Origin of the sequence: Pseudactinotalea sp. Z1732 (genome assembly GCF_049724975.1) — a bacterium.
GTDB lineage: Bacteria > Actinomycetota > Actinomycetes > Actinomycetales > Beutenbergiaceae > CALKWS01.
Genome location: NZ_JBMPQC010000009.1, coordinates 16,577 through 36,138, shown reverse-complemented (window position 1 = coordinate 36,138; position 19,562 = coordinate 16,577). Strand labels below are relative to the sequence as shown.

23 protein-coding genes are annotated in these 19,562 nt (G+C 69.7%); 7 read left to right on the top strand and 16 right to left on the bottom strand.

Annotated elements, in window-relative coordinates:
- Window positions 1-71 precede the first annotated feature (71 nt).
- The 3 genes from ACPL7H_RS14875 to ACPL7H_RS14865 all read right to left on the bottom strand — a co-directional run bounded on the left by ACPL7H_RS14875 (window position 72) and on the right by ACPL7H_RS14865 (window position 2,730).
- Entirely contained in the window at window positions 72-1,301 is a 1,230-nt protein-coding gene (locus tag ACPL7H_RS14875; RefSeq protein ID WP_424797674.1) for an SPFH domain-containing protein, read from the bottom strand.
- A gap of 58 nt (window positions 1,302-1,359) precedes the next feature.
- On the bottom strand, window positions 1,360-1,839 hold the full coding sequence (locus ACPL7H_RS14870) for an NfeD family protein (protein WP_424791465.1): 480 nt from the start codon (window positions 1,837-1,839) through the stop codon (window positions 1,360-1,362).
- Between the two features lie 75 nt (window positions 1,840-1,914).
- Window positions 1,915-2,730 (bottom strand): ABC transporter ATP-binding protein, encoded by an 816-nt coding sequence (locus ACPL7H_RS14865; RefSeq protein WP_424797624.1) that lies wholly within the window; start codon window positions 2,728-2,730, stop codon window positions 1,915-1,917.
- Between the two features lie 34 nt (window positions 2,731-2,764).
- On the opposite strand from ACPL7H_RS14865, the gene ACPL7H_RS14860 reads away from it, so the two are divergent.
- A complete protein-coding gene (locus tag ACPL7H_RS14860) occupies window positions 2,765-3,523 on the top strand; it encodes a hypothetical protein (RefSeq protein WP_424797623.1) in 759 nt (252 codons plus the stop codon).
- A 6-nt stretch (window positions 3,524-3,529) separates the two neighbouring features.
- Here the strand turns inward: ACPL7H_RS14860 and glgA are convergent, their stop codons facing one another.
- On the bottom strand, window positions 3,530-4,723 hold the full coding sequence (gene glgA, locus ACPL7H_RS14855; RefSeq protein WP_424797622.1) for a glycogen synthase: 1,194 nt from the start codon (window positions 4,721-4,723) through the stop codon (window positions 3,530-3,532).
- Between the two features lie 94 nt (window positions 4,724-4,817).
- Here glgA and glgC point away from each other — a divergent pair, with 94 nt between their 5' ends.
- Entirely contained in the window at window positions 4,818-6,062 is a 1,245-nt protein-coding gene (gene glgC / locus ACPL7H_RS14850; RefSeq protein WP_424797621.1) for a glucose-1-phosphate adenylyltransferase, read from the top strand.
- The gene (gene serB, locus ACPL7H_RS14845; RefSeq protein ID WP_424797620.1) at window positions 6,059-6,697 is read left to right on the top strand and encodes a phosphoserine phosphatase SerB; all 639 of its coding nucleotides are present in this window, start codon (window positions 6,059-6,061) and stop codon (window positions 6,695-6,697) included. Before glgC ends, serB begins: the two co-directional genes overlap by 4 nt.
- Window positions 6,698-6,703: 6 nt before the next feature.
- Here serB and ACPL7H_RS14840 read toward each other — a convergent pair whose 3' ends face one another.
- Genes ACPL7H_RS14840 through fabG form a run of 3 tightly spaced genes read right to left on the bottom strand, consistent with a single transcriptional unit; the run spans window position 6,704 to window position 8,761 of the window.
- Complete coding sequence (locus ACPL7H_RS14840) at window positions 6,704-7,237, bottom strand: SixA phosphatase family protein (RefSeq protein ID WP_424797619.1); 534 nt, start codon at window positions 7,235-7,237, stop codon at window positions 6,704-6,706.
- Window positions 7,237-8,004 (bottom strand): enoyl-ACP reductase FabI, encoded by a 768-nt coding sequence (gene fabI, locus ACPL7H_RS14835; RefSeq protein WP_424797618.1) that lies wholly within the window; start codon window positions 8,002-8,004, stop codon window positions 7,237-7,239. The genes ACPL7H_RS14840 and fabI overlap by 1 nt, the downstream gene beginning before the upstream one ends.
- Before the next feature lie 28 nt (window positions 8,005-8,032).
- Window positions 8,033-8,761, bottom strand: a complete 729-nt coding sequence (gene fabG / locus ACPL7H_RS14830; protein WP_424797617.1) for a 3-oxoacyl-ACP reductase FabG — start codon at window positions 8,759-8,761, stop codon at window positions 8,033-8,035.
- Window positions 8,762-8,881: 120 nt separating this feature from the next.
- Here fabG and ACPL7H_RS14825 point away from each other — a divergent pair, with 120 nt between their 5' ends.
- Genes ACPL7H_RS14825 through ACPL7H_RS14815 form a run of 3 tightly spaced genes read left to right on the top strand, consistent with a single transcriptional unit; the run spans window position 8,882 to window position 10,258 of the window.
- Window positions 8,882-9,178 (top strand): DUF3099 domain-containing protein, encoded by a 297-nt coding sequence (locus ACPL7H_RS14825; protein ID WP_424787844.1) that lies wholly within the window; start codon window positions 8,882-8,884, stop codon window positions 9,176-9,178.
- Complete coding sequence (locus ACPL7H_RS14820) at window positions 9,171-9,392, top strand: hypothetical protein (RefSeq protein WP_424787845.1); 222 nt, start codon at window positions 9,171-9,173, stop codon at window positions 9,390-9,392. Before ACPL7H_RS14825 ends, ACPL7H_RS14820 begins: the two co-directional genes overlap by 8 nt.
- On the top strand, window positions 9,389-10,258 hold the full coding sequence (locus ACPL7H_RS14815) for an SURF1 family protein (RefSeq protein ID WP_424797616.1): 870 nt from the start codon (window positions 9,389-9,391) through the stop codon (window positions 10,256-10,258). The genes ACPL7H_RS14820 and ACPL7H_RS14815 overlap by 4 nt, the downstream gene beginning before the upstream one ends.
- Here the strand turns inward: ACPL7H_RS14815 and ACPL7H_RS14810 are convergent.
- Entirely contained in the window at window positions 10,231-11,829 is a 1,599-nt protein-coding gene (locus ACPL7H_RS14810) for an ABC-F family ATP-binding cassette domain-containing protein (RefSeq protein ID WP_424787847.1), read from the bottom strand. The genes ACPL7H_RS14815 and ACPL7H_RS14810 overlap by 28 nt on opposite strands.
- A gap of 106 nt (window positions 11,830-11,935) precedes the next feature.
- Here ACPL7H_RS14810 and ACPL7H_RS14805 point away from each other — a divergent pair, with 106 nt between their 5' ends.
- Complete coding sequence (locus ACPL7H_RS14805) at window positions 11,936-12,763, top strand: biotin transporter BioY (protein ID WP_424797615.1); 828 nt, start codon at window positions 11,936-11,938, stop codon at window positions 12,761-12,763.
- Here ACPL7H_RS14805 and ACPL7H_RS14800 read toward each other — a convergent pair.
- Genes ACPL7H_RS14800 through ACPL7H_RS14765 form a run of 8 tightly spaced genes read right to left on the bottom strand, consistent with a single transcriptional unit; the run spans window position 12,753 to window position 19,437 of the window.
- Window positions 12,753-13,106 carry a metal-sulfur cluster assembly factor gene (locus ACPL7H_RS14800; protein WP_424787849.1) on the bottom strand — a complete coding sequence of 118 codons (354 nt, stop codon included), beginning with the start codon at window positions 13,104-13,106 and terminating at the stop codon, window positions 12,753-12,755. The two genes, ACPL7H_RS14805 and ACPL7H_RS14800, sit on opposite strands and share 11 nt — an antisense overlap.
- Before the next feature lie 21 nt (window positions 13,107-13,127).
- Window positions 13,128-13,613, bottom strand: a complete 486-nt coding sequence (gene sufU, locus ACPL7H_RS14795) for a Fe-S cluster assembly sulfur transfer protein SufU (protein ID WP_424797614.1) — start codon at window positions 13,611-13,613, stop codon at window positions 13,128-13,130.
- Window positions 13,610-14,917, bottom strand: coding sequence for a SufS family cysteine desulfurase (locus tag ACPL7H_RS14790; protein WP_424797613.1), 1,308 nt, complete (start codon window positions 14,915-14,917; stop codon window positions 13,610-13,612). Before ACPL7H_RS14790 ends, sufU begins: the two co-directional genes overlap by 4 nt.
- A complete protein-coding gene (gene sufC, locus ACPL7H_RS14785; protein ID WP_424797612.1) occupies window positions 14,917-15,672 on the bottom strand; it encodes a Fe-S cluster assembly ATPase SufC in 756 nt (251 codons plus the stop codon). Before sufC ends, ACPL7H_RS14790 begins: the two co-directional genes overlap by 1 nt.
- 36 nt (window positions 15,673-15,708) lie before the next feature.
- Window positions 15,709-16,056, bottom strand: coding sequence for a non-heme iron oxygenase ferredoxin subunit (locus ACPL7H_RS14780; RefSeq protein WP_424797611.1), 348 nt, complete (start codon window positions 16,054-16,056; stop codon window positions 15,709-15,711).
- Window positions 16,053-17,273 (bottom strand): Fe-S cluster assembly protein SufD, encoded by a 1,221-nt coding sequence (sufD, locus tag ACPL7H_RS14775; protein ID WP_424797610.1) that lies wholly within the window; start codon window positions 17,271-17,273, stop codon window positions 16,053-16,055. The genes ACPL7H_RS14780 and sufD overlap by 4 nt, the downstream gene beginning before the upstream one ends.
- On the bottom strand, window positions 17,273-18,724 hold the full coding sequence (sufB, locus tag ACPL7H_RS14770) for a Fe-S cluster assembly protein SufB (RefSeq protein ID WP_424797609.1): 1,452 nt from the start codon (window positions 18,722-18,724) through the stop codon (window positions 17,273-17,275). The genes sufD and sufB overlap by 1 nt, the downstream gene beginning before the upstream one ends.
- On the bottom strand, window positions 18,721-19,437 hold the full coding sequence (locus ACPL7H_RS14765) for a helix-turn-helix transcriptional regulator (RefSeq protein ID WP_424788015.1): 717 nt from the start codon (window positions 19,435-19,437) through the stop codon (window positions 18,721-18,723). The genes sufB and ACPL7H_RS14765 overlap by 4 nt, the downstream gene beginning before the upstream one ends.
- Between the last annotated feature and the right edge of the window lie 125 nt (window positions 19,438-19,562).

Genomic DNA, 19,562 nt, shown 5'->3' with positions numbered 1-19,562 from the left:
CTACACCGCCCCGCCCACATCGAGTGTGGACGGGGCGGCTGCGTTCGCGGTGAGCGCAGCGGTGGCGCCGGCTACTGACGCGGCTGCGGGGGCGGGGGCGGCGCGGCGTCCTCGCCGCCCTCGGGCACCTGGCCGGCCTCGGCCGCACCGGAGAACGGACGCCCGGAGGTCTCCCCGGCCGTGGTCGCCTCGGCGGTGGCCTCATCGACCTGTCCGCGAGCCTCCCGCAGCGCCTCGGATGGGTCCTGCAGCGAGGTCTCCGGGAGTTCCACGTCCAGGCCCTCGATGTGCTCCACGGTGGAGGCGCGCTCCTTCTTCCGCTTCTTCCTCGGCCCGCCGTTCCCGTCGCCGTCGCCGTTCCCGTCGCCACCGTCGTCGTCGTCATCGCCGAAGCCCTCGAACCCGGGCGGGGTGGCGCCGCCGCCGAAGGCGGAGGAGATCGAGCCCAGCGCAGCGGTGAACTCGGTGGGGATGACCCAGAGCTTGGAGGAGGAACCGTTGGCGATCTGCGGCAGCATCTGCAGGTACTGGTAGGCCAGCAGCTTCGGATCGGCGTCACCGCGGTGGATGGCGTCGAACACCTGCAGGATGGCGCGGGACTCACCCTGGGCCTTGAGGATCGCGGACTGCGCCTGACCCTCGGCCCGCAGGATCGCGGCCTGCTTCTCACCCTCGGCGGTCAGGATCTGGGACTGCTTGACACCCTCGGCGGTCAGGATCGCCGCACGGCGATCCCGCTCGGCGCGCATCTGCTGCTCCATCGAGCCCTGCACGCTGGCCGGCGGGTCGATCGCCTTGAGTTCGACGCGGTTCACGCGGATCCCCCAGCGCCCGGTGGCTTCGTCCAGTACCCCGCGCAACTGCCCGTTGATCTGGTCCCGGCTGGTCAGGGTCTGCTCCAGGTCCATCGACCCGATCACGTTACGCAACGTGGTCACGGTGAGCTGTTCGATACCGGTGATGTAGTTCGCGATCTCATAGGTCGCGTCCTTGGGTTCGGTCACCTGGAAGTAGATGACCGTGTCGATGGAGACCACCAGGTTGTCGGAGGTGATCACCGGCTGCGGGGCGAACGACACGACCTGCTCACGCAGGTCCACCCCGGCCCGGACGCGGTCGATGAAGGGGATCAGGAAGTGCAACCCCGCGTACATGGTGGACTGGTAGCGGCCCAGCCGTTCGATGATCAGTGCCACGGCCTGTGGCACGATCCGGATCGACTGGCGAATCGCCACGATGACGAAGATGGCGAAGATGACCGCCACCACGATGAAACCGATTTGTGCTCCGGTCACGCTAATTCCCTTGATTGATGACTGGTGGTCGGATCAGTACTGCTGACAGCCTAGGGGCTGGGGGTCAGTATCCGGGCCCCGGCGGGCCGTAGGGCTGGCTCGGGTTGGTCTCCACCGGCAGCGGTTCCACGATCGCGGTGGCGCCCTCGATGCGCACCACGCTCACCCGGGCCCCTACCGGCAGCACCGCCCCGGGCGCCTCGGTGCGTGCGGTCCACACCTCGCCGGTCAGTTTCACGCGGCCGGCCCGGTCAGAGACGTCGGAGACCACGGTGGCGATCCGACCGCGGTGCGCGTCCACGTTGGTGCGCGCCTGCGGGGTGTTCGCCTTGAGTTTGGCCAGGGCCCAGGGGCGCACCAGCACCAGCAGCCCTACCGAGACCACCGCCGCGATGATCAACTGCAGCCAGAACGGGGCTCCCAGCGCCCCGGAGATCGCTGCCGCGGTGGCGCCGCCGGCCAGCATCAGGAACAGCAGGTCCACGGTGAGCATCTCGACGACGCCCAGGACCAATGCCACCCCCAGCCACCACAGCCAGCCCATTCCCATACCTCCCGCGTGTCGTCCCCGTTAGTCTAAACGACTCGTAAACTCTTCGCTGGCCCCTTTCGCCCGGTCTCAGGCGTGCGCACCGCCGCTCCGGGAGCGGTGGGGCCGTCCGCGGGCGCTCCAGCGCTGCCCGTGCCGCTCCACCACCAGATCCACCCCGAAGGTGCGCGAGAGGTTCTGCTCGGTCATCACCGAGTACAGTTCCCCGGCGGCCTCCACCTTCCCCTCGCGCATCAGCATCGCGTCGGTGAAGCCCTCGGGCACCTCCTCCACGTGGTGGGTGATGAGCACCAGTACCGGCGAGGCCAGATCGCGGGCGAGCTCGGTCAGCGCGCCCATCAGTTCCTCGCGGCCACCCAGGTCCAGCCCCGCGCCGGGTTCGTCCAGGATGAGCAGTTCGGGATCGGCCATCAGGGCACGGGCGATCTGGGTTCGCTTGCGCTCGCCCTCGGACAGGGTGCCGAAACGGCGCTGGGCGAGATCGGCCACCCCGAAGGCGGCCAGCAGATCCATCGCGCGGGAGTCATCCAGTTCCTCATACGACTCCCGCCACCGTCCGGTCATCCCGTAGGAGGCCGTGCGGACCACGTCCAGCACCACCTCACCACCGGGGATCCGGTCCGCCAGCGCCGCACTGGCCAGCCCGATCAGCGGCCGCAACTCGAACACGTCCACCGCGCCCAGGCGCTCTCCGAAGACCTCCACCGTTCCCGAGGTGGGGTGCATCCGGGCCGCGGCGAGTTGCATCAGCGTGGTCTTGCCGGCCCCGTTCGGGCCGAGCACCACCCACCGGTCCCCCTCATCGACCGACCAGTCCACGCCGTCGAGAATGTTCTTGGCGCCGCGGCGCACGGTCACATCGGTCAGGTTGAGCACATCACCCATATCGCCAGAGCCTAGTTCACCTACGGTGGTCACCATGCGCCTCGACATACCCCGTTCCGTGCTGGTCGCCCTGTGGGCGAACCGGCTCGGCACCGCCCCGAGCCCGGAGGAGTTGGCGCAGGCGGCCCGGGCGGTGCGGGCGGTGGCCGACGACGACGGGATGCCGACCGCGGATCTGCTCACCCAGGTCGCCGGTACCGCGGTCCTGGCGGTGACGCCGGTACCGGGCGAGCCGGTCCCGCTGCCGGCCCCGGCGCGCGCGGCGGCGCTGGAGGCCGGGCAGGCGCTGATCAGCGGCCCACCCCGCGGCGCCCCGGGGCTGTTGCGGATCGCGGTCCCGGATGAGCGGGCCTTCGGCTCCGAACTCGAACCCGGTGAGCTGCTGGGCTGGCAGGTCTGGACCGAGCCGGTGGACGGGTCGGGGTGGGTGCCGCCGGTGATCACGATGGCCGAGGCCCGCACCGGGCTCGCCGAGGCGCTCGACCTGGCGATCGAGACCCTGCTCAGTATGGATGTGGCCCGGTGGCGGGAGGAGGCCGCCGAGGAGATCGCGATGCTCGGCAGCGACGAGTTGCCCCCGCCGGCCGCCGACCGGATCCCGCCCGGTCTGGATCCCAGGCGCTCGCACGTGCTCTCCCGCGCGGTGCGCCTGCAAGCCATCGTGGACCTGGCCACCCAGGACGACGGCGCCGCGGTGAACTCCTGGCAGGCCGATCAGCGCACCGCCGCTCTGCGGCACGTGGCCGCGGCCGCCCGCGGCGCCCTGTGCGCCGTCAGCGTTTCCGGGTTCTGACCGGCACTAGCCCAGCACGCTGCGGTAGACCTCCAGCGTGCGCTCCCCGATCGCGTCCCAGGAGAAGTGTTCGGCCGCCCGGACCCGGCCGGCCTCCCCCATCGCGGCGGCGCGCTCGGGGTCGGCGAGCATGTCGTTCAACGCCCGGGCCACGTCGGCCACGAAGGCCTCCGGGTCACTCGGGGTGCCGGTGCCGTCGTCGGCCTGGTCCAGCGGCACCAGGGTTCCGGTGACACCGTCGGCGACCACCTCGGGAATGCCACCGGTGGCCGAGGCGACCACCGGCACGCCCAGCGCCATCGCCTCCAGGTTCACGATCCCCAGCGGCTCATAGATCGAGGGGCAGGCGAACACGGTGGAACTGGCCAGCAGTCCGACCACGTCGGCGTGCGGGAGCATCCGGTCGATCCAGATCACGTTCGGGTGGGTACGCCGCAACCGGCCGATCGCCGCACTGATCTCGGCGGCGATCTCGGGGGTGTCCGGGGCGCCGGCGCAGAGCACCAGTTGCACCTCCGGCGGCAGTTGGTGCGCGGCCCGCACCAGGTAGGCCAGGCCCTTCTGCCGCGTGATCCGGCCCACGAAGATCACCGCCGGCACCTCCGGGTCCACCCCGTGGCGCCGCGCGACCTGTTCGCTGACCTGGCGTTGCGGGCGGGCCCAGTTCTGTAGGTCCACCCCGTTGTGCACCACCGAGACCTTCTCCGGATCCACGTCGGGGTAGGCGGCCAGGATGTCGGCACGCATCGCGTGACTGACCGCGATGATCCCGGCCGCGGAGGAGTAGGCGGTGTGCTCGGCCCAGCCGGACAGCGCGTACCCACCGCCGAGCTGCTCGGCCTTCCAGGGGCGCAGCGGCTCCAGTGAGTGCGCGCTGAGCACGTGCGGGATGCCGTGCAGCAGGCCGGCCAGATGCCCGCCGAGGTTGGCGTACCAGGTGTGGGAGTGCACCAGGTCGGCTCCGGCGGCGTCGGCGGCCATCGCCAGATCGACGCCGAAGGTGCGCAGCGCCGGGTTGGCCTGCGCCAACCCCTCGGGTTCGTCGTAACCGTGTACTCCCGCGTCGGTGCGGGCGCCGTCGAAGCAGCGCACCTGCACGTCCACGTGCGCTCGGAGCACCCGGGCGAGTTCGGTCACGTGCACGCCGGCTCCGCCGTACACGTGCGGCGGGTACTCCCTGGTGAGCAGGTCGACGCGCATGGTGAGGCATCCTTCCCCCCACCGGACACCACGGCGGGAACTTGCGGTGCGGAATCGGTGGCTGAACCCGCGTGCTCAGCCTAGGGTTCATGGCATGGCCACACCACGGGTTCTCGCGATTGTCCTGGCTGGAGGCGAGGGGAAGCGGCTGATGCCGCTCACGGCGGATCGGGCAAAACCTGCGGTTCCCTTCGGTGGGATCTACCGCCTGATCGACTTCGCGTTGTCCAATGTCGTCAACGCCGGGTACCTGCGCGTGGTGGTGCTGACCCAGTACAAGTCGCACTCCCTGGACCGCCACATCGCCAAGACCTGGCGGATGTCCTCCCTGCTCGGCAACTACGTGGCCCCGGTGCCGGCCCAGCAGCGGGTGGGCAAGAACTGGTTCCTGGGCAGCGCCGATGCGATCTACCAATCCCTGAACATCATCGACGAGGAGAAGCCGGACATCGTGGTGGTGGTCGGTGCCGATCACGTCTACCGGATGGACTTCTCCCAGATGGTGCACACCCATATCGATTCCGGCGCGGAGATGACCGTGGCCGGGATCCGCCAGCCGATCGAACTGGCGAACCAGTTCGGCGTGGTCGACGCCGACACCGCCGATCCGAGCCGGATCGCGGCGTTCCTGGAGAAGCCGGAGAATCCGCAGGGCCTGGCCGACTCCCCCCGGGAGGTGCTGGCGTCCATGGGCAACTACGTCTTCAATGCCGACGCCCTGGTCGCCTCGGTCCGCGAGGACGCCAGGTCCACCACCTCCAGGCACGATATGGGCGGGGACATCGTGCCCTACTTCGTGGACAAGGGGCAGGCCGGGCTGTACGACTTCATCCACAACGACGTACCAGGCTCCACCGACCGGGACCGGAACTACTGGCGTGATGTGGGAACCCTGGACTCCTACTACGACGCGAACATCGACCTGATCAACGTCGAGCCGGTGTTCAACCTGTACAACGACGACTGGCCGGTGCACACCGGCTACGTGGGCCTGCCGCCGGCGAAGTTCGTGCACTCCGTGGCGGGACGGACCGGGCACGCGGTGGACTCGATCATCTCCCCCGGAGTGGTCATCTCCGGTGGTGACGTGCGCGGCTCCATCCTCTCCCCCGGCACCCGGGTGAACTCCTGGTCCACTGTGGCGGACTCGGTACTGCTCGACGGCGTCGTGGTGCACCGGCACGCGCACGTGCACAAGGCGATCCTGGACAAGAACGTGGTGGTCAGCGAGGGTGCCTCGGTGGGTGTGGATACCGAGTTGGATGCCTCCCGTGGGTTCACCGTCACCGATGCCGGCATCACCGTGGTGCCCAAGGGAACCCGGATCACGCACGGATGAGCCGGCGCCGCCTGGTGGTGCTGGATGTGGACTCCACGTTCATCGCCGAGGAACAGATCGACCTGCTCGCCGCCCACGCGGGGGTGGGCCCGCAGGTGGCGGCGATCACCGAACGCGCGATGGCCGGGGAACTCGATTTCGCTGCGGCGCTGCGCGAGCGGGTGGCCGCGCTGGCCGGCCTGGCGACCTCGGCGATCGACGCGGTGCGGGCCCGGATCAGCCTCAGCCCCGGCGCCGGCGAGCTCATCGCGGGGCTGCATCAGCGGGGCTGGCCGGTGGGCCTGGTCTCCGGGGGTTTCCATGAGATCGTCGACCCCCTGGCCACCGCGCACGGCATCACCCGGGTGCAGGCCAACCGCCTGGAGACCGACGACGACGGCGCCCGCCTGAGCGGGCGGCTGCGCGGGGAGATCGTGGACCGGGCGACCAAGGCGGACTTCCTGCGCGCGTTCGCCGCCGCCGAGGGCATCGACCTGGCCGACACGGTGGCCGTCGGCGACGGCGCGAACGACCTGGACATGGTCACCGCTGCCGGCCTCGGGGTGGGTTACCGGCCCAAGCAGGCCCTGGCCGAGGCAGCCGACGTGGTCCTGACCGACCGGCTGGACGCGCTGCTGGCCGTCCTGGACCGCTGAGCGCCCTCAGGTGCCCGGCTGTGGTTCGGCCAGGTCGGTGAGGGTGGCTGCGCCGCGGCCGAGCTCGGCCCAGGGTCGGTCCACCCCCAGCACGGCGAGCATGGCCGTACTCATTCCGGTGCGGACCCGGGCCATCGCGGCCTCCTGGGAGTCCGGCCCGGCCAGGATCCGGGCGACGTGGGAGATCACCGGTTCGTGCCCCACCACCAGCACCGAGACGGTCTGCGCCGGCGACGCGCGAACCAGGTCGAGCAACTCACCCGCACCGGCCCCGTAGATCTCCGGCGCCCGGCGCACCTCGATGCCGGTGGTGTCCACGTCCTGCTCGCCCAGGCCGGTCTCGATCAGTTTCCACGTCTCGACGGCACGATTGGCGCTGGAGCACAGCACCAGGCCGGGCACCGCGCCGTGTGCGGTGAGCAGCGCCGCCAGCCCCTTGGCCTGGGTGCGTCCGTGCAGGCTGAGCGCCCGGTCCACATCGGCACCGGTGGGGGCGTGGGGTTCGGCTTGGGCGTGCCGCAGCAGGCTCAGCCGGGCCATCACTGACCCATCGCGTGCACGCCGCCGTCGACGTGCACGATCTCGCCGGTCGTTGCCGGGAACCAGTCCGAGCACAACGCGGCCACCGCCCGGGCGGTGGGCTCCGGGTCGTCCACGTCCCAGCCCAGCGGCGCCCGGTCGGGCCAGGCGCCCTCCATCTGGGCGAACCCGGGAATGGACTTGGCGGCAGTGGAGCGGATCGGGCCCGCCGAGACCAGGTTCACCCGGATCCCGTCCGGGCCCAGGTCCCGGGCGAGGTAGCGGGCGGTGGACTCGAAGGCCGCCTTGGCCACTCCCATCCAGTCGTAGACCGGCCAGGCGTAGCGGGCGTCGAAGGTGAGCCCCACCACCGCTGAGCCGGGCCGCAGCATCGGCCGGGTCGCCACCGCGAGAGACTTCAGCGAGTACGCCGAGACCTCCAACGCGGTGGCCACGTCCGGCCACTGCCCGTCCAGGAAGTTCCCGCCCATCACCGACTGCGGGGCGAACCCGATGGAGTGCACCACGCCGTCGAGGTGGTCGGTGTGCTCACCCACGCGCCCGGCCAGGGCCTCCAGGTCCTCGGCGGATGTCACGTCCAGTTCCACCACCGGTGCCTCCTTCGGCAGCCGGCGCGCGATGGCGCGGGTCAGGCGCAGCTGCCGCCCGAAGGAGGACAGCACCACGTCGGCGCCCTCGTTCTGGGCGAGGCGCGCCACATGGAAAGCGATCGAACTCTCCATCAGCACCCCGGTGATGAAGAGCTTCTTTCCGTCCAGAAGTCCCATGCTGTTCTCGCTACCTCTCGTGTTCGTCTCAGTGACCCATGCCCAGGCCGCCGTCCACCGGCAGCACCGCCCCGGAGATGTAACCGGACTGCGGTGCGGCGAGGAACTCCACCGCGGTGGCCACGTCCTCCACCGCACCGAACCGGGCCGCGGGGATGGCCTCCAGGTATTTCGCCTGGGTCTGTTCGGGTAGTTCGGCCGTCATCGCGGTGTCGATGAAACCGGGGGCGACGACGTTGGCGGTAATGCCTCGGGCGCCCAGTTCCCGGGTGATCGAGCGGGCCATGCCCACCAGGCCGGCCTTGGCCGAGGAGTAATTGATCTGCCCGGGTGAGCCGTACAGGCCCACCACCGAGGAGATCAGCACGATCCGCCCACCACGCTGGCGGACCATCCCCTTGCTGACCCGCTTGACGCACCGGAACGTGCCGGTGAGGTTGACATCCACGACGTCGGCGAAGTCCTCCTCGCTCATCCGCAGCAGCAGCATGTCCCGGTTCATCCCGGCGTTGGCCACCAGCACCTGCACCGGGCCCAGTTCGGCCTCGATGGTGGTGAAGGCGGAGTCCACCGAATCGGTGTCGGTGATGTCGGCCCGTACGCCCAGGACCCCCGGCGGCACCTCGCCGCTGCGGTGGATCCCGGCCACCTTCTCCCCGGCCGCGGCGAACCGCTGCGCGATCGCATACCCGATCCCGCGGTTGGCTCCGGTCACCACCACGGTGCGGGGCTGATCACTGCTGTGCTGCTCGCTCACGCTGATCCCTTCGACTAGCAACTGCGCATAGACGGTAGTGCACCGGCGGTCCCCACGGGGAACGGACCGGAGCACGGCCCGGCGAGTCATCATGGCCGCGCGCGGCGTAGGCTGGCAGGTATGCCCGAGGTCCACTCCGTCACCAGCGCCGCGGAACCACTCAGCGTGCGCAACAGCAGGCGGATGCGGCGGTACCTGATCACGATGGGGATCAGGTGCGCCGGGCTGGTCGGGGCCGTCTACACCGAGGGTTGGCTGCGCTGGGTGAGCATCGTCCTGGCGGTGGTGCTGCCCTATGTGGCGGTGGCCCTGGGCAGCGAGAGCGTGGACAAACCCACCGGAGCCACCCCCTATACCGAGCCCGATCCGCAGATCACCGCCTCCGGTCGGGTGGAGTTGGAGCAGCGCCATGACTGACCTGATCTGCAGCGCCAAGGGCTGCCGCGCCGGTGCGCAGTGGGCGCTGCGGTGGAACAATCCGAAACTGCACACCCCCGGACGGCGCAAGATCTGGATGGCCTGTCCGGACCACCGCACCCACCTGGAGAACTTCCTGGGCGCCCGCGGGTTCCACCGGGAGACGGTGGCCCTGGCCGACCTGCCGCCGGAGGAACGACCCGCCGGCCCATGACATCGCGCTACTCCTTCCTGACCAGCCGCCGCTGGCTCGGCCTGATCGCCGCGGCGGTGGCCATCTCGGTGGTCTGCGCCCTCCTGGGGTACTGGCAGTGGTCCCGGTACCAGGGTCGCGCCGACCAGGTCGCCCTCGTCGAGGCGAACTTCGACCAGGACCCCGTTCCACTGACCGACCTGGTCAGCCGGCCGGGTGCCGAGTTGGATCCTGCTCACCAGTGGCGCCCGGTGCAGGTTCAGGGCCGCTATCTCGGGGAGGTGGTGGTGCTGCCCCAGCGCGGGGTTGCGGGCAACCCGGCCGATCACGTGGTGGGAGTGCTGGCCGTGGACGTCGGCGACGGGCCGGACTGGGCTGTGCTGGTGGACCGGGGCTGGTACACCACCGACACCTTCGCCGACCACGCCGCAGCCCAGGAACTACCCAGCGGGCAGGTCACGACCACCATGCGGCTGCGCCCCGCAGAAGGGCCTTCGCCGCGGGAGCTCGACGCGGGGCAGATACACCGGCTGAACCCCACCCAGGCGCTGACGGCAGCCACCGGCACCGAGGAGGATGACAGCGCCGGGTACGTGCTCGCCACGGGGATCTACGGCCAGTTGGCCGCCGAGACCGAGGGAGGTTCCGACGTCGTCCCGGCGGAACTGAACCTGCTCCCCCGTCCGGTCGCGGACCTCGGGTCGCACCTGTCCTACGCGTTGCAGTGGTGGGTCTTCGCCCTCGGCCTCTACGTGGCCCTGGTGATCCTGGCCCGCAGGGAGGCCCGGGACCCGCGCGCACCGGCCCCGGTGCGCCGCCGGGCCGATGCCGACGAGGACGAGGCGATCGAGACCCAGATTCAGGCCAGCGCGACCAGTTCGGCGTAGTCCTCGCTCCACAGGTCCTCGTCGCCATCGGGCAACAGCAGCACCCGCTCGGGATCCAGCGCCGCCACGGCTCCCTCGTCGTGGCTGACCAGCACCACCGCACCGGTGAAGTTGCGCAACGCCTCCAGGATCTCCGCACGGGATGCCGGGTCGAGGTTGTTCGTGGGCTCATCCAGCAGCAGCACGTTCGCGGCCGAGACCACCAGCACCGCCAGCGCCAGTCGCGTCTTCTCACCACCGGAGAGCACCCGCGCGGGCTTGAAGGCGTCGTCGCCGGAGAACAGGAACGAGCCCAGCACGCTGCGTACCTGGGTATCGGTCAGGTGCGGAGCGCTGCGGCGCAGGTTCTCCACCACGGTGGCACCGGTGTCCAGGTTCTCGTGTTCCTGGGCGTAGTAGCCGATCTTGAGCCCGTGGCCGGGGTTGATCTGGCCGGAGTCGGGCTGTTCCACCTGGGCGAGCAGACGTAGCAGGGTGGTCTTGCCGGCACCGTTGAGTCCGAGCACCACCACCTTGGAGCCCCGATCGATGTCCAGGTCCACATCGATGAACACCTCCTGGGAGCCGTAGCTCTTGGACAGCCCCCGCGCCGACAACGGTACCCGCCCGCACGGAGCGGGGTCCGGGAACCGGAGGTTGGCGACCTTGTCCGCCGTCCGGGTCGACTCCAGGCCGGACAGCATCCGCTCCGCCCGGCGGAACATGTTCTGCGCGGCGACGGCCTTGGTGGCCTTGGCGCGCATCTTCTCGGCCTGGGCGACCAGGGTGGCCGCCTTCTTCTCCGCGTTCGCCCGTTCCCGCCGGCGGCGGCGCTCATCGGTCTCGCGCTGAGCCAGATAGTCGTCCCAGCCCAGGTTGTACACCTCCAGTTCCGCGCGGTTGGCGTCCAGGTGGAACACCTTGTTCACGGTGGCACGCAGCAGGTCGGTGTCGTGGCTGATCACGATGAAACCACCGGGATAGGTGGCCAGGAAGTCACGCAACCAGGTGATCGAGTCGGCGTCGAGGTGGTTCGTGGGCTCATCCAACAGCATCGTCTCGGCACCGGAGAACAGGATCCGGGCCAGTTCCACCCGGCGCCGCTGGCCACCGGACAGGGTGCTCAACTGCTGGGCCAGGACCCGGGTCGGTAGCCCGAGGTTGGAGGTGATCCGGGCGGCCTCCGACTCGGCCGCCCATCCCCCCTGGGCGGTGAACTCGGCGTCCAGGCGGGAGTACCGGGCCATCGCTCGCTCGCGCGTGTCCTCGTCGTCGCTGGCCATGTCGGTCTCGGCCTTGCGGACGCGGCGCAGCAGTTCGTCCAGCCCTCTGGCGGACAGCACCCGGTCCATCGCGACCACCTGCAGGTCCCCGGTGCGTGGGTCCTGGGGCAGGTAGCCCACCTCACCGGTGCTGGTGATCGTCCCGGCGCTGGCCTGATGCTGGCCGGCCAGGGTCTTGGTCAGGGTCGTCTTGCCGGCCCCGTTGCGGCCCACGAGACCGATCCGGTCGCCGGTGTCGACCCGGAAGGTGGCGCCGTCCAGCAGCTGGCGGGCACCGATTCGCAGTTCGACGTCAGTAGCGGTGATCACCGGGCCGAGTGTAGGTGGCCTGATCGGTGTTCCGACAATTGGAATTCCCCGCCCAGGTCGGGCCACGGCGGGCGTCGTGGGCACGGTGGCGGATAAGGTGCAGAGCATGAGTACGGCCGATCCGACCCCGGTACGCGGGGTGCCCAGCCCCGGCACCGCCGTCGATGAGGGCGAGCCGTCACCTGCCACAGCCGGCGCTGGTGGGACCGATCCCGAGCGGTCCGGTGCCACCGAGTCGGCCCGCACCCGCTCCGGTGCATGGCGCCGGGCCGAGGAGGCCCTCGCCCAGGGGTGGCAGCGCAGCACGCCCAAGGCGCGGTGGGTCACCGAGAAGGCGGCTCCGCTCAGCCGGTGGGCCGCACAGGTGAATCTGGTCCAGGTGGCCGCCGGGGTCGCGGTGACCGCCCTGGCCGCACTGCTGATCGCGGTCGCGGCACAGGTGGAGTGGGAGGTCGGGGTGTTGTCCGCGCCGCTGTGGCTGTTCGTGGGCGCGGCGCTGCTGGCCGGGGCCGTGCTGGGACCGTGGCGCGGGCTGCTGGCTGCGGTGCTCTACCTGGTGATGGGCCTGGTGGGTGCCGCCTGGGCCGGCGACGGCACCGCCGCGCATACCGACGGCCCGTGGGCCGGGGTGCTGCTCACCCTGCCGCTGGCGGTGCTGATCACGGGGTGGATCAGCGCCCGCCACGCGACGTTGCGCTCACCGGTGACCTCCGGTTGGTACTTCTTCGGCTGGTTCTTCTTCGCCGCCCTGGCCGGTCTGGTGCTGATCTACGCCGGCGGCTTGTGGACCCTGTTCGACCGGACCGACGTCGGCGGCTGGGCGGTGTTCGCCACCATGTCGGCCCGGTTCCCCTTCGACGTCGCCCAGTGCATCCTGGTGGCGGTGATCGCCGTGGGCGTGCACCGCTTCGTCCCCGGTCTGCTCAGACGTTGAAGCCCAGCGCCCGGAGCTGCTCGCGGCCGTCGTCGGTGATCTTCTCCGGACCCCACGGCGGCATCCAGACCCAGTTAATCCGGGAGCCTTCGGTGATGCCCTCCAGGACCTGGGCGGCCTGATCCTCGATCACGTCGGTCAGCGGGCACGCCGCCGAGGTCAGTGTCATGTCGATGATCGCCTGGTTGTTCTGGTCCAGGCTGACCCCGTACACCAGGCCCAGGTCGACGATGTTGATGCCGAGTTCGGGGTCGATCACATCGCGCAACGCTTCTTCCACGTCCGCGGCGGTCGGTGCTCCCGCAGGCGGCTGGTACTCGTTCTCGATCTCGATGTCAGTCATGGTTTCCTCTGCCTCGCTTCCTCACGTAGTGTCCTCGGGCCCGGACGAATCTGCAACCAGCGCCTGCGCGGTGGCATCCCGGAGTGCCATCCAACCCAGCAGCGCGCACTTGATCCGTGCCGGATAGCGGGCCACCCCGACGAAGGCGGTGGCATCGCCGAGTATTTCCGCCCGGGGTTCGGCGAGCGGCCGGCCACGCCCGTCCATCAACGCCCGGAACGCCTCGGTGATCTCATCGGCCCGTCCCACCGGGACGTCCCTGATCAGTTCGGTCAGCACCGAGGTGGAGGCCTGTGAGATGGAGCAGCCCATCCCCTCCCAGGTGACCTCGCCGATCCGGGGCGCGCCGGTGGAGGTGTCGAGGTGAACCTGCAGGCGCACCTCGTCACCACAGGTCGGGTTGACCTGGAATGACTCACCGTCGGCGCGCTCGCGCAACCCGTGCCCGGTGCGCTGCTTGGCGTGGTCGAGGATCACCTGCTGGTACAGCTGGTCCAGGTTGCTCATGCTGCTCCTTCGAAGAAGGTGCGCACCCGGGCCAGGTGGGCGCAGAACTGATCGATGTCCTCATGGCTGGTGTAGACCCCGGCCGAGGCGCGCGCGGAGGACGGCACGCCCAGGTGCCGGTGCAACGGCTGTGCGCAGTGGTGGCCCACTCGGACCGCCACGCCGGCGTCGTCGAGCACCTGGCCCACGTCGTGGGGGTGGATGCCCTCGACCGCGAAGGAGACCACCGCGAGCCGGTCCGCAGGTTCGGTCGGTCCGAGCACGCGCACCCCCTCGATGCGACTCAGACCGGTGAGCAGGTGCTCGGTGAGCGCGGCCTCGTGGGCGGCCAGTGCCGCCATGCCCAGTTCCTGCAGGTACCCGACCGCGGTGTGCAGGCCCACGGCCTGGGCCACCATCTGGGTGCCCGCCTCGAACCGTTGCGGTGGCGGGGCGTAGGTGGTCCCGGTCATCGTGACCACCTCCACCATCGATCCCCCGGTCGCCACCGGGGGCATCGCCTCCAGCAGCTCACGACGGCCGTAGAGCACGCCGATACCGGTGGGGCCGAGCATCTTGTGCCCGGAGAACACCGCGAAGTCCACCCCCAGGGCGTGCAGGTCCAGGGGCAGGTGCGCGGCGGACTGGCAGGCATCCAGCACGGTGAGGGCACCGACCGCCTCGGCGGCGGCCACGACCGGCGCCACCGGGGTGATCGCTCCGGTCACGTTCGAGGCGTGGGTGAAGGCGACCACCTTCGTGGCCGGGCCGATCACGTCCAGGCCTGCCAGGTCGAGTCGTCCCTGGGCATCCAGACCGATCCAGCGCAGGGTGGCGCCGGTGCGGGCACACAACTCCTGCCAGGGCACCAGGTTGGCGTGGTGCTCGGCCTGGGTCACCACGATCTCATCGCCCGGGCCCACCGCCAGCGTCCGGGCCGCGGCGCCGCCGCGGCCGGCGGCGGCATTCGACATCGCGTACGCCACCAGGTTGATGCCCTCGGTGGCGTTCTTGGTCCAGACGATCTCGTCGTCGTCGGCCCCCACGAAGGCGGCTACCCCGGCACGGGCCTGCTCGAAGAGTTCGGTGGCCTCCTCGGCCAGGGCGTGCGCGCCGCGGTGCACGGCGGCGTTGCGGGCGTGATAGAAGTCCTGCTCGGCGTCGATGACGCACTCGGGCTTCTGCGAGGTGGCCGCCGTGTCCAAGTAGATCAGCGGACGGCCACCCCGGACCGTGCGGCGCAGCAGCGGGAAGTCCGCGCGCACCGCCGCCAGTTCGGACTCGCTGAGTCCGCTCCGGTGCTCGATGCGGTGCGCGCTGGTCATCACACCGCCTGCAGGAACCGGTCGTAGCCCTCGGCCTCAAGGCGGTCGGCCAGCTCGGGGCCACCCTCCTCGGCGATGCGCCCGTTGACGAACACGTGCACGAAGTCGGGCTTGATGTGCTGCAGAACCCGGGTGTAGTGGGTGATCAGCACGATGCCGGCACCGGTCTCGGCCTGGGCGGCGTTGACGCCCTCGCCCACGATCCGCAGGGCGTCGACGTCCAGGCCGGAGTCGGTCTCGTCCAGGATCGCGAACCGCGGCCGGAGCAACTGCATCTGCAGGATCTCGTGGCGCTTCTTCTCACCGCCGGAGAAGCCGGTGTTGACGTCCCGCTGGGCGAAGTCGGTGCCCATCCGCAGGCCCTCCATCGCGGTGTTCATGTCCTTGACCCAGGTCCGCAGCGGCGGGGCCTGGCCGTCGATGGCGGTCTTGGCGGTGCGCAGGAAGTTCGACACCGACACCCCGGAGACCTCCACCGGGTACTGCATGGCCAGGAACACTCCGGCGCGGGCGCGCTCGTCCACCTCCATCTCCAGGACGTTCTCGCCGTCCAGGAGAATCTCACCGTCGGTGACCTCGTAGTTGGGGTGTCCGGCGATGGCGTAGGCCAGGGTGGACTTGCCCGAGCCGTTCGGGCCCATGATGGCGTGGATCTCGCCGCTGTTGATGGTCAGGTCCACGCCCTTCAGGATCGGCTTGGGGCCGTCCTGGGTGCCGACGTTGACGTGCAGGTTCTTGATCTCGAGCTTGCTCATGTGCTGGTTTCTTCTCTTCCTTGGTCTGGAGGTTTCTCAGGCGCTGGCGCCGACGGTCACATCAATATCGACGAGGACGTTGTCGCCCTCCACGGAGACGGAGTAGACGGGGACGGGCTGGGTGGCCGGCAGGCTCAGCGGCTTGCCGCTGGCCAGGTCGAAGGTCGACCCGTGCAACCAGCACTCGATCGTGGCCTCCTCCACCTCCCCCTCGGACAGGCTGACCTGGCCGTGGGAGCAGATGTCGGAGATCGCGTGGTAGTTCCCGTCCTCGTCCCGCACGATGGCGATCGGAACGGGCCGTCCGTCGACGTCCTCGAGGTCGGCGCGCATCGCCTCCCCGGGTTCGAGGTCACCGGTGTCGCATACGTACTGGGTGCTCATGCCGAGACAGCCTCGTACTGCCGGATCTCCTCTTCGATCGCTGCGGTGAGACGGTCGGTCACCTCGGGCACCGCGATCTGGTTGATGAGTTCGGCGAAGAAGCCGATCACCACCAGGCGGCGCGCCTCGGTCTCGGGGATCCCACGAGCGCGCAGGTAGAACAATTGCTCGTCGTCGAACCGGCCGGTGGCGCTGGCGTGGCCGGCACCCTCGATCTCGCCGGTCTCGATCTCCAGGTTCGGCACCGAGTCGGCGCGGGCACCCTCGGTGAGCACCAGATTCCGGTTCAGTTCGTAGGTGTCGGTGCCCTCGGCCTCGGACCGGATGACGACGTCGCCGATCCAGACCGCGTGGGCGTCCTTCCCCTGCAGCGCACCCTTGTAGGTCACCCGGGAGATGCAGTTCGGGGCCACGTGATCCACCAGCAGGCGGTGTTCCTGGTGCTGGCCGGAGTCGGTGAAGTACAACCCGACCTTCTCCACCTCACCGCCGGGCTCGGCCAGCTCCACGTCGGGGGTCAGCCGCACCACGTCACCCCCGAGGGTGACGACGATGTGGCGCAGGTTGGCATTGCGGCCCACCCTGGCCCGGTGCGCGCTGATGTGCACGCTGTCGCGCTCCCACTCCTGCAGGCTCACCAGGGTGAGCCGGGCACCCTCGCGCACGTCCACCTCCACGGTCTGGGCCAACTGGGCCGAGCCGAAGTGGTTCAGGATGATCGTGGCCTCGGAGTGCTCCTGCGCCACGACCAGCACGTGCTGGGCGCCTGGTTCGGTGCCGCCGGCACCGGTGATCGCCACCGAGGTGGGCTGATCCGGGGTCGCGTTGGCCGCCACGGTGATCACCGTGGCCTCGGTGGTGTTGTTCCAGGCCTGGGCCGAGACCCGGTCGGTCGGCGCTCCGATGCGGCCGAGCCGCTCGTCGTCGCGCCCCACCTGCTCGCTGTGCACGCCGGGGGCGGCGTCCACGACGACGGTCGGTGCCGGGCCGCTGAACTCATCGCCGAAGAAGGACTGGAACCGGTCCACCGGTGAGAAGCGCCACTCCTCCTCCCTGCCGGTGGGTACCGGGAAGTCCGAGAGCGCGAAGGAGGTGAACCGCTGTCCCGCAGGTTCGGGACCGGCGTGGCTGTGGGCACCGTCGGCGACGGCGAGGGTGTGGTCGGTCTTCATGGATTCCTTGTCTGGTGCGGTGCTGGACTGGACGTCGTTGGTCATCAACCGACGGATCCCTCCATCTGCAGTTCGATGAGCCGGTTCAACTCCAGGGCGTACTCCATCGGCAGTTCCCGGGCGATGGGCTCGATGAAGCCGCGCACGATCGTGGCCATCGCCTCGAACTCCGTCAGCCCACGGGACATCAGGTAGAACAACTGGTCCTCGCTGACCTTGGACACCGTGGCCTCGTGGCCCATCTCCACATCGTCCACGCGCACGTCGACGTAGGGGTAGGTGTCGGTCCGCGAGATCGTGTCCACCAGCAGCGCGTCGCACAGCACGGTCGACTTGGCGTGCGTGGCGCCCTCGAGCACCTGCACCAGCCCGCGGTAGGAGGAGCGCCCGCCACCACGGGACACGGACTTGGACACCACCGAGGAGGAGGTGTGCGGGGCCATGTGCACCATCTTGGCGCCGGTGTCCTGATGCTGACCGGAGCCGGAGAAGGCGGCCGAGAGGGTCTCCCCCCGGGCGTGCTCACCCATCAGGTAGATCGCCGGGTACTTCATCGTGGCCTTGGACCCGATGTTGCCGTCGACCCACTCCATGCTGCCGCCGGTGGCGACGGTGGCCCGCTTGGTCACCAGGTTGTACACGTTCTGCGACCAGTTCTGGATCGTGGTGTACCGGACGTTGGCGTCCTTCTTCACGATGATCTCCACCACGGCCGAGTGCAACGAGTCGGTCTTGTAGATCGGCGCGGTGCACCCCTCGACGTAGTGCACCGACGAGCCCTCGTCGGCGATGATCAGGGTCCGCTCGAACTGGCCCATGTTCTCGGTGTTGATCCGGAAGTAGGCCTGCAGCGGGATCTCCACGTGCACGCCCGGCGGAACGTACACGAACGATCCACCGGACCAGACCGCGGTGTTCAATGACGCGAACTTGTTGTCGCCGGTGGGGATCACGGTGCCGAAGTGCTCCTCGAAGAACTCCGGGTGCTCCTTCAGCGCGGTGTCGGTGTCCATGAAGATGACACCCTGGCGCTCGAGTTCCTCGTTGATCTGGTGGTAGACCACCTCGGACTCGTACTGGGCGGCCACACCGGCCACCAGCCGCTGCTTCTCCGCCTCGGGGATGCCGAGCTTGTCGTAGGTGTTCTTGATGTCCGCGGGCAGGTCCTCCCAGGTGGTGGCCTGCTTCTCGGTGGAGCGGACGAAGTACTTGATGTTGTCGAAGTCGATGCCGCTGAGGTCTGCGCCCCACTCCGGCATCGGCTTCTTGTCGAACAGTTTCAGGCCGCGCAGCCGCCGCTTGAGCATCCACTCCGGCTCGTCCTTCAGCCGGGAGATGTCCTGCACAACCTCCTCGCTCAGCCCGCGACGGGCCGAGGCACCGGCGTCGTCTGAATCGCTCCAGCCGAACTGGTAGGCGCCGAAACTCGCGATCGCCTCGTCCTGGCTGAGCTGCTCACGGGCCTTGTCGGCCTCCTGCGGTGTGGTGGTCGTCATGAATTTCCTTCCATGTCGTCATGGTGTGACGGTGTGCTGACCTGCGGAACGCCGGGTGGCACGTGCGTTGTGCACACGTGCTCGCCACCGGCCAGGGTGGCCAGTCGCTGCACATGCACTCCGAGTAGTTCCGAGAACGCACGGGTCTCGGACTCACACATCTGCGGGTACTGGGCCGCGATCGCATGGACCGGACAGTGACCCTGGCACAACTGTATGGCCAGATTCGCACCGACCGGGCGTGTGGACGCGGCGTAGCCATCCGCGCTGAGCAGATCGGCCAGCATCCGGGCGCGATCGGCCGGGTCCTGCCCGGCCGCCTCCACCGCCTGCCGGTAACGGCCCACCATCTCATCGGCCCGCCGGTCCGCGAACTGCTCCACCGCCTCATCACCCAGCCGGTCCCGCAGTTGCTCGATCGCCATCAGCGCAACCCTGGAGTAGCCATCGTCGAGCCTGGGCCGGGCCTCGGCGGTCGCGATGTAGCGCTTGGCGGGCCGGCCCCGACCGCGGGGGTGCAGCGGGCTCTCCGGGCGCACCCTGATCTGCCCCTCGCTCTCCAGGGCGATCAGATGCCGGCGAATCGCGGCGGAGGTCAGGGCCAACTCGGACGCGAGATCCGCGGCCCGCACCGGCCCGCGCTGAACCACCAGGTTCAGCACCCGCTCCCGGGTACTCTCCTCGATCTCACTGGCCTGCTCGCTCACACACATCACCTCCGCCCACCGCTAGGGCAATTACCTCACATTGTCCTTTCCAAATTGGCCCCTGGCAAGCAAGGCTGCCCTAAGTGAGTGTCGTCACAGGCGCGGGCCGCGCGCGCGGCCGGGCTAGGCTG

Bases quoted from the DNA above. Each gene is read 5' to 3' on its own strand.
- ACPL7H_RS14870 (WP_424791465.1), bottom strand. From the start codon at position 1,839: ATGGGCTGGCTGTGGTGGCTGGGGGTGGCATTGGTCCTGGGCGTCGTC.
- ACPL7H_RS14865 (WP_424797624.1), bottom strand. From the start codon at position 2,730: ATGGGTGATGTGCTCAACCTGACCGATGTGACCGTGCGCCGCGGCGCC.
- ACPL7H_RS14860 (WP_424797623.1), top strand. From the start codon at position 2,765: ATGCGCCTCGACATACCCCGTTCCGTGCTGGTCGCCCTGTGGGCGAAC.
- glgA (WP_424797622.1), bottom strand. From the start codon at position 4,723: ATGCGCGTCGACCTGCTCACCAGGGAGTACCCGCCGCACGTGTACGGC.
- glgC (WP_424797621.1), top strand. From the start codon at position 4,818: ATGGCCACACCACGGGTTCTCGCGATTGTCCTGGCTGGAGGCGAGGGG.
- serB (WP_424797620.1), top strand. From the start codon at position 6,059: ATGAGCCGGCGCCGCCTGGTGGTGCTGGATGTGGACTCCACGTTCATC.
- ACPL7H_RS14840 (WP_424797619.1), bottom strand. From the start codon at position 7,237: ATGGCCCGGCTGAGCCTGCTGCGGCACGCCCAAGCCGAACCCCACGCC.
- fabI (WP_424797618.1), bottom strand. From the start codon at position 8,004: ATGGGACTTCTGGACGGAAAGAAGCTCTTCATCACCGGGGTGCTGATG.
- ACPL7H_RS14825 (WP_424787844.1), top strand. From the start codon at position 8,882: ATGCCCGAGGTCCACTCCGTCACCAGCGCCGCGGAACCACTCAGCGTG.
- ACPL7H_RS14820 (WP_424787845.1), top strand. From the start codon at position 9,171: ATGACTGACCTGATCTGCAGCGCCAAGGGCTGCCGCGCCGGTGCGCAG.
- ACPL7H_RS14815 (WP_424797616.1), top strand. From the start codon at position 9,389: ATGACATCGCGCTACTCCTTCCTGACCAGCCGCCGCTGGCTCGGCCTG.
- ACPL7H_RS14805 (WP_424797615.1), top strand. From the start codon at position 11,936: ATGAGTACGGCCGATCCGACCCCGGTACGCGGGGTGCCCAGCCCCGGC.
- ACPL7H_RS14800 (WP_424787849.1), bottom strand. From the start codon at position 13,106: ATGACTGACATCGAGATCGAGAACGAGTACCAGCCGCCTGCGGGAGCA.
- sufU (WP_424797614.1), bottom strand. From the start codon at position 13,613: ATGAGCAACCTGGACCAGCTGTACCAGCAGGTGATCCTCGACCACGCC.
- ACPL7H_RS14790 (WP_424797613.1), bottom strand. From the start codon at position 14,917: ATGACCAGCGCGCACCGCATCGAGCACCGGAGCGGACTCAGCGAGTCC.
- sufC (WP_424797612.1), bottom strand. From the start codon at position 15,672: ATGAGCAAGCTCGAGATCAAGAACCTGCACGTCAACGTCGGCACCCAG.
- ACPL7H_RS14780 (WP_424797611.1), bottom strand. From the start codon at position 16,056: ATGAGCACCCAGTACGTATGCGACACCGGTGACCTCGAACCCGGGGAG.
- sufD (WP_424797610.1), bottom strand. From the start codon at position 17,273: ATGACCAACGACGTCCAGTCCAGCACCGCACCAGACAAGGAATCCATG.
- sufB (WP_424797609.1), bottom strand. From the start codon at position 18,724: ATGACGACCACCACACCGCAGGAGGCCGACAAGGCCCGTGAGCAGCTC.
- ACPL7H_RS14765 (WP_424788015.1), bottom strand. From the start codon at position 19,437: ATGTGTGTGAGCGAGCAGGCCAGTGAGATCGAGGAGAGTACCCGGGAG.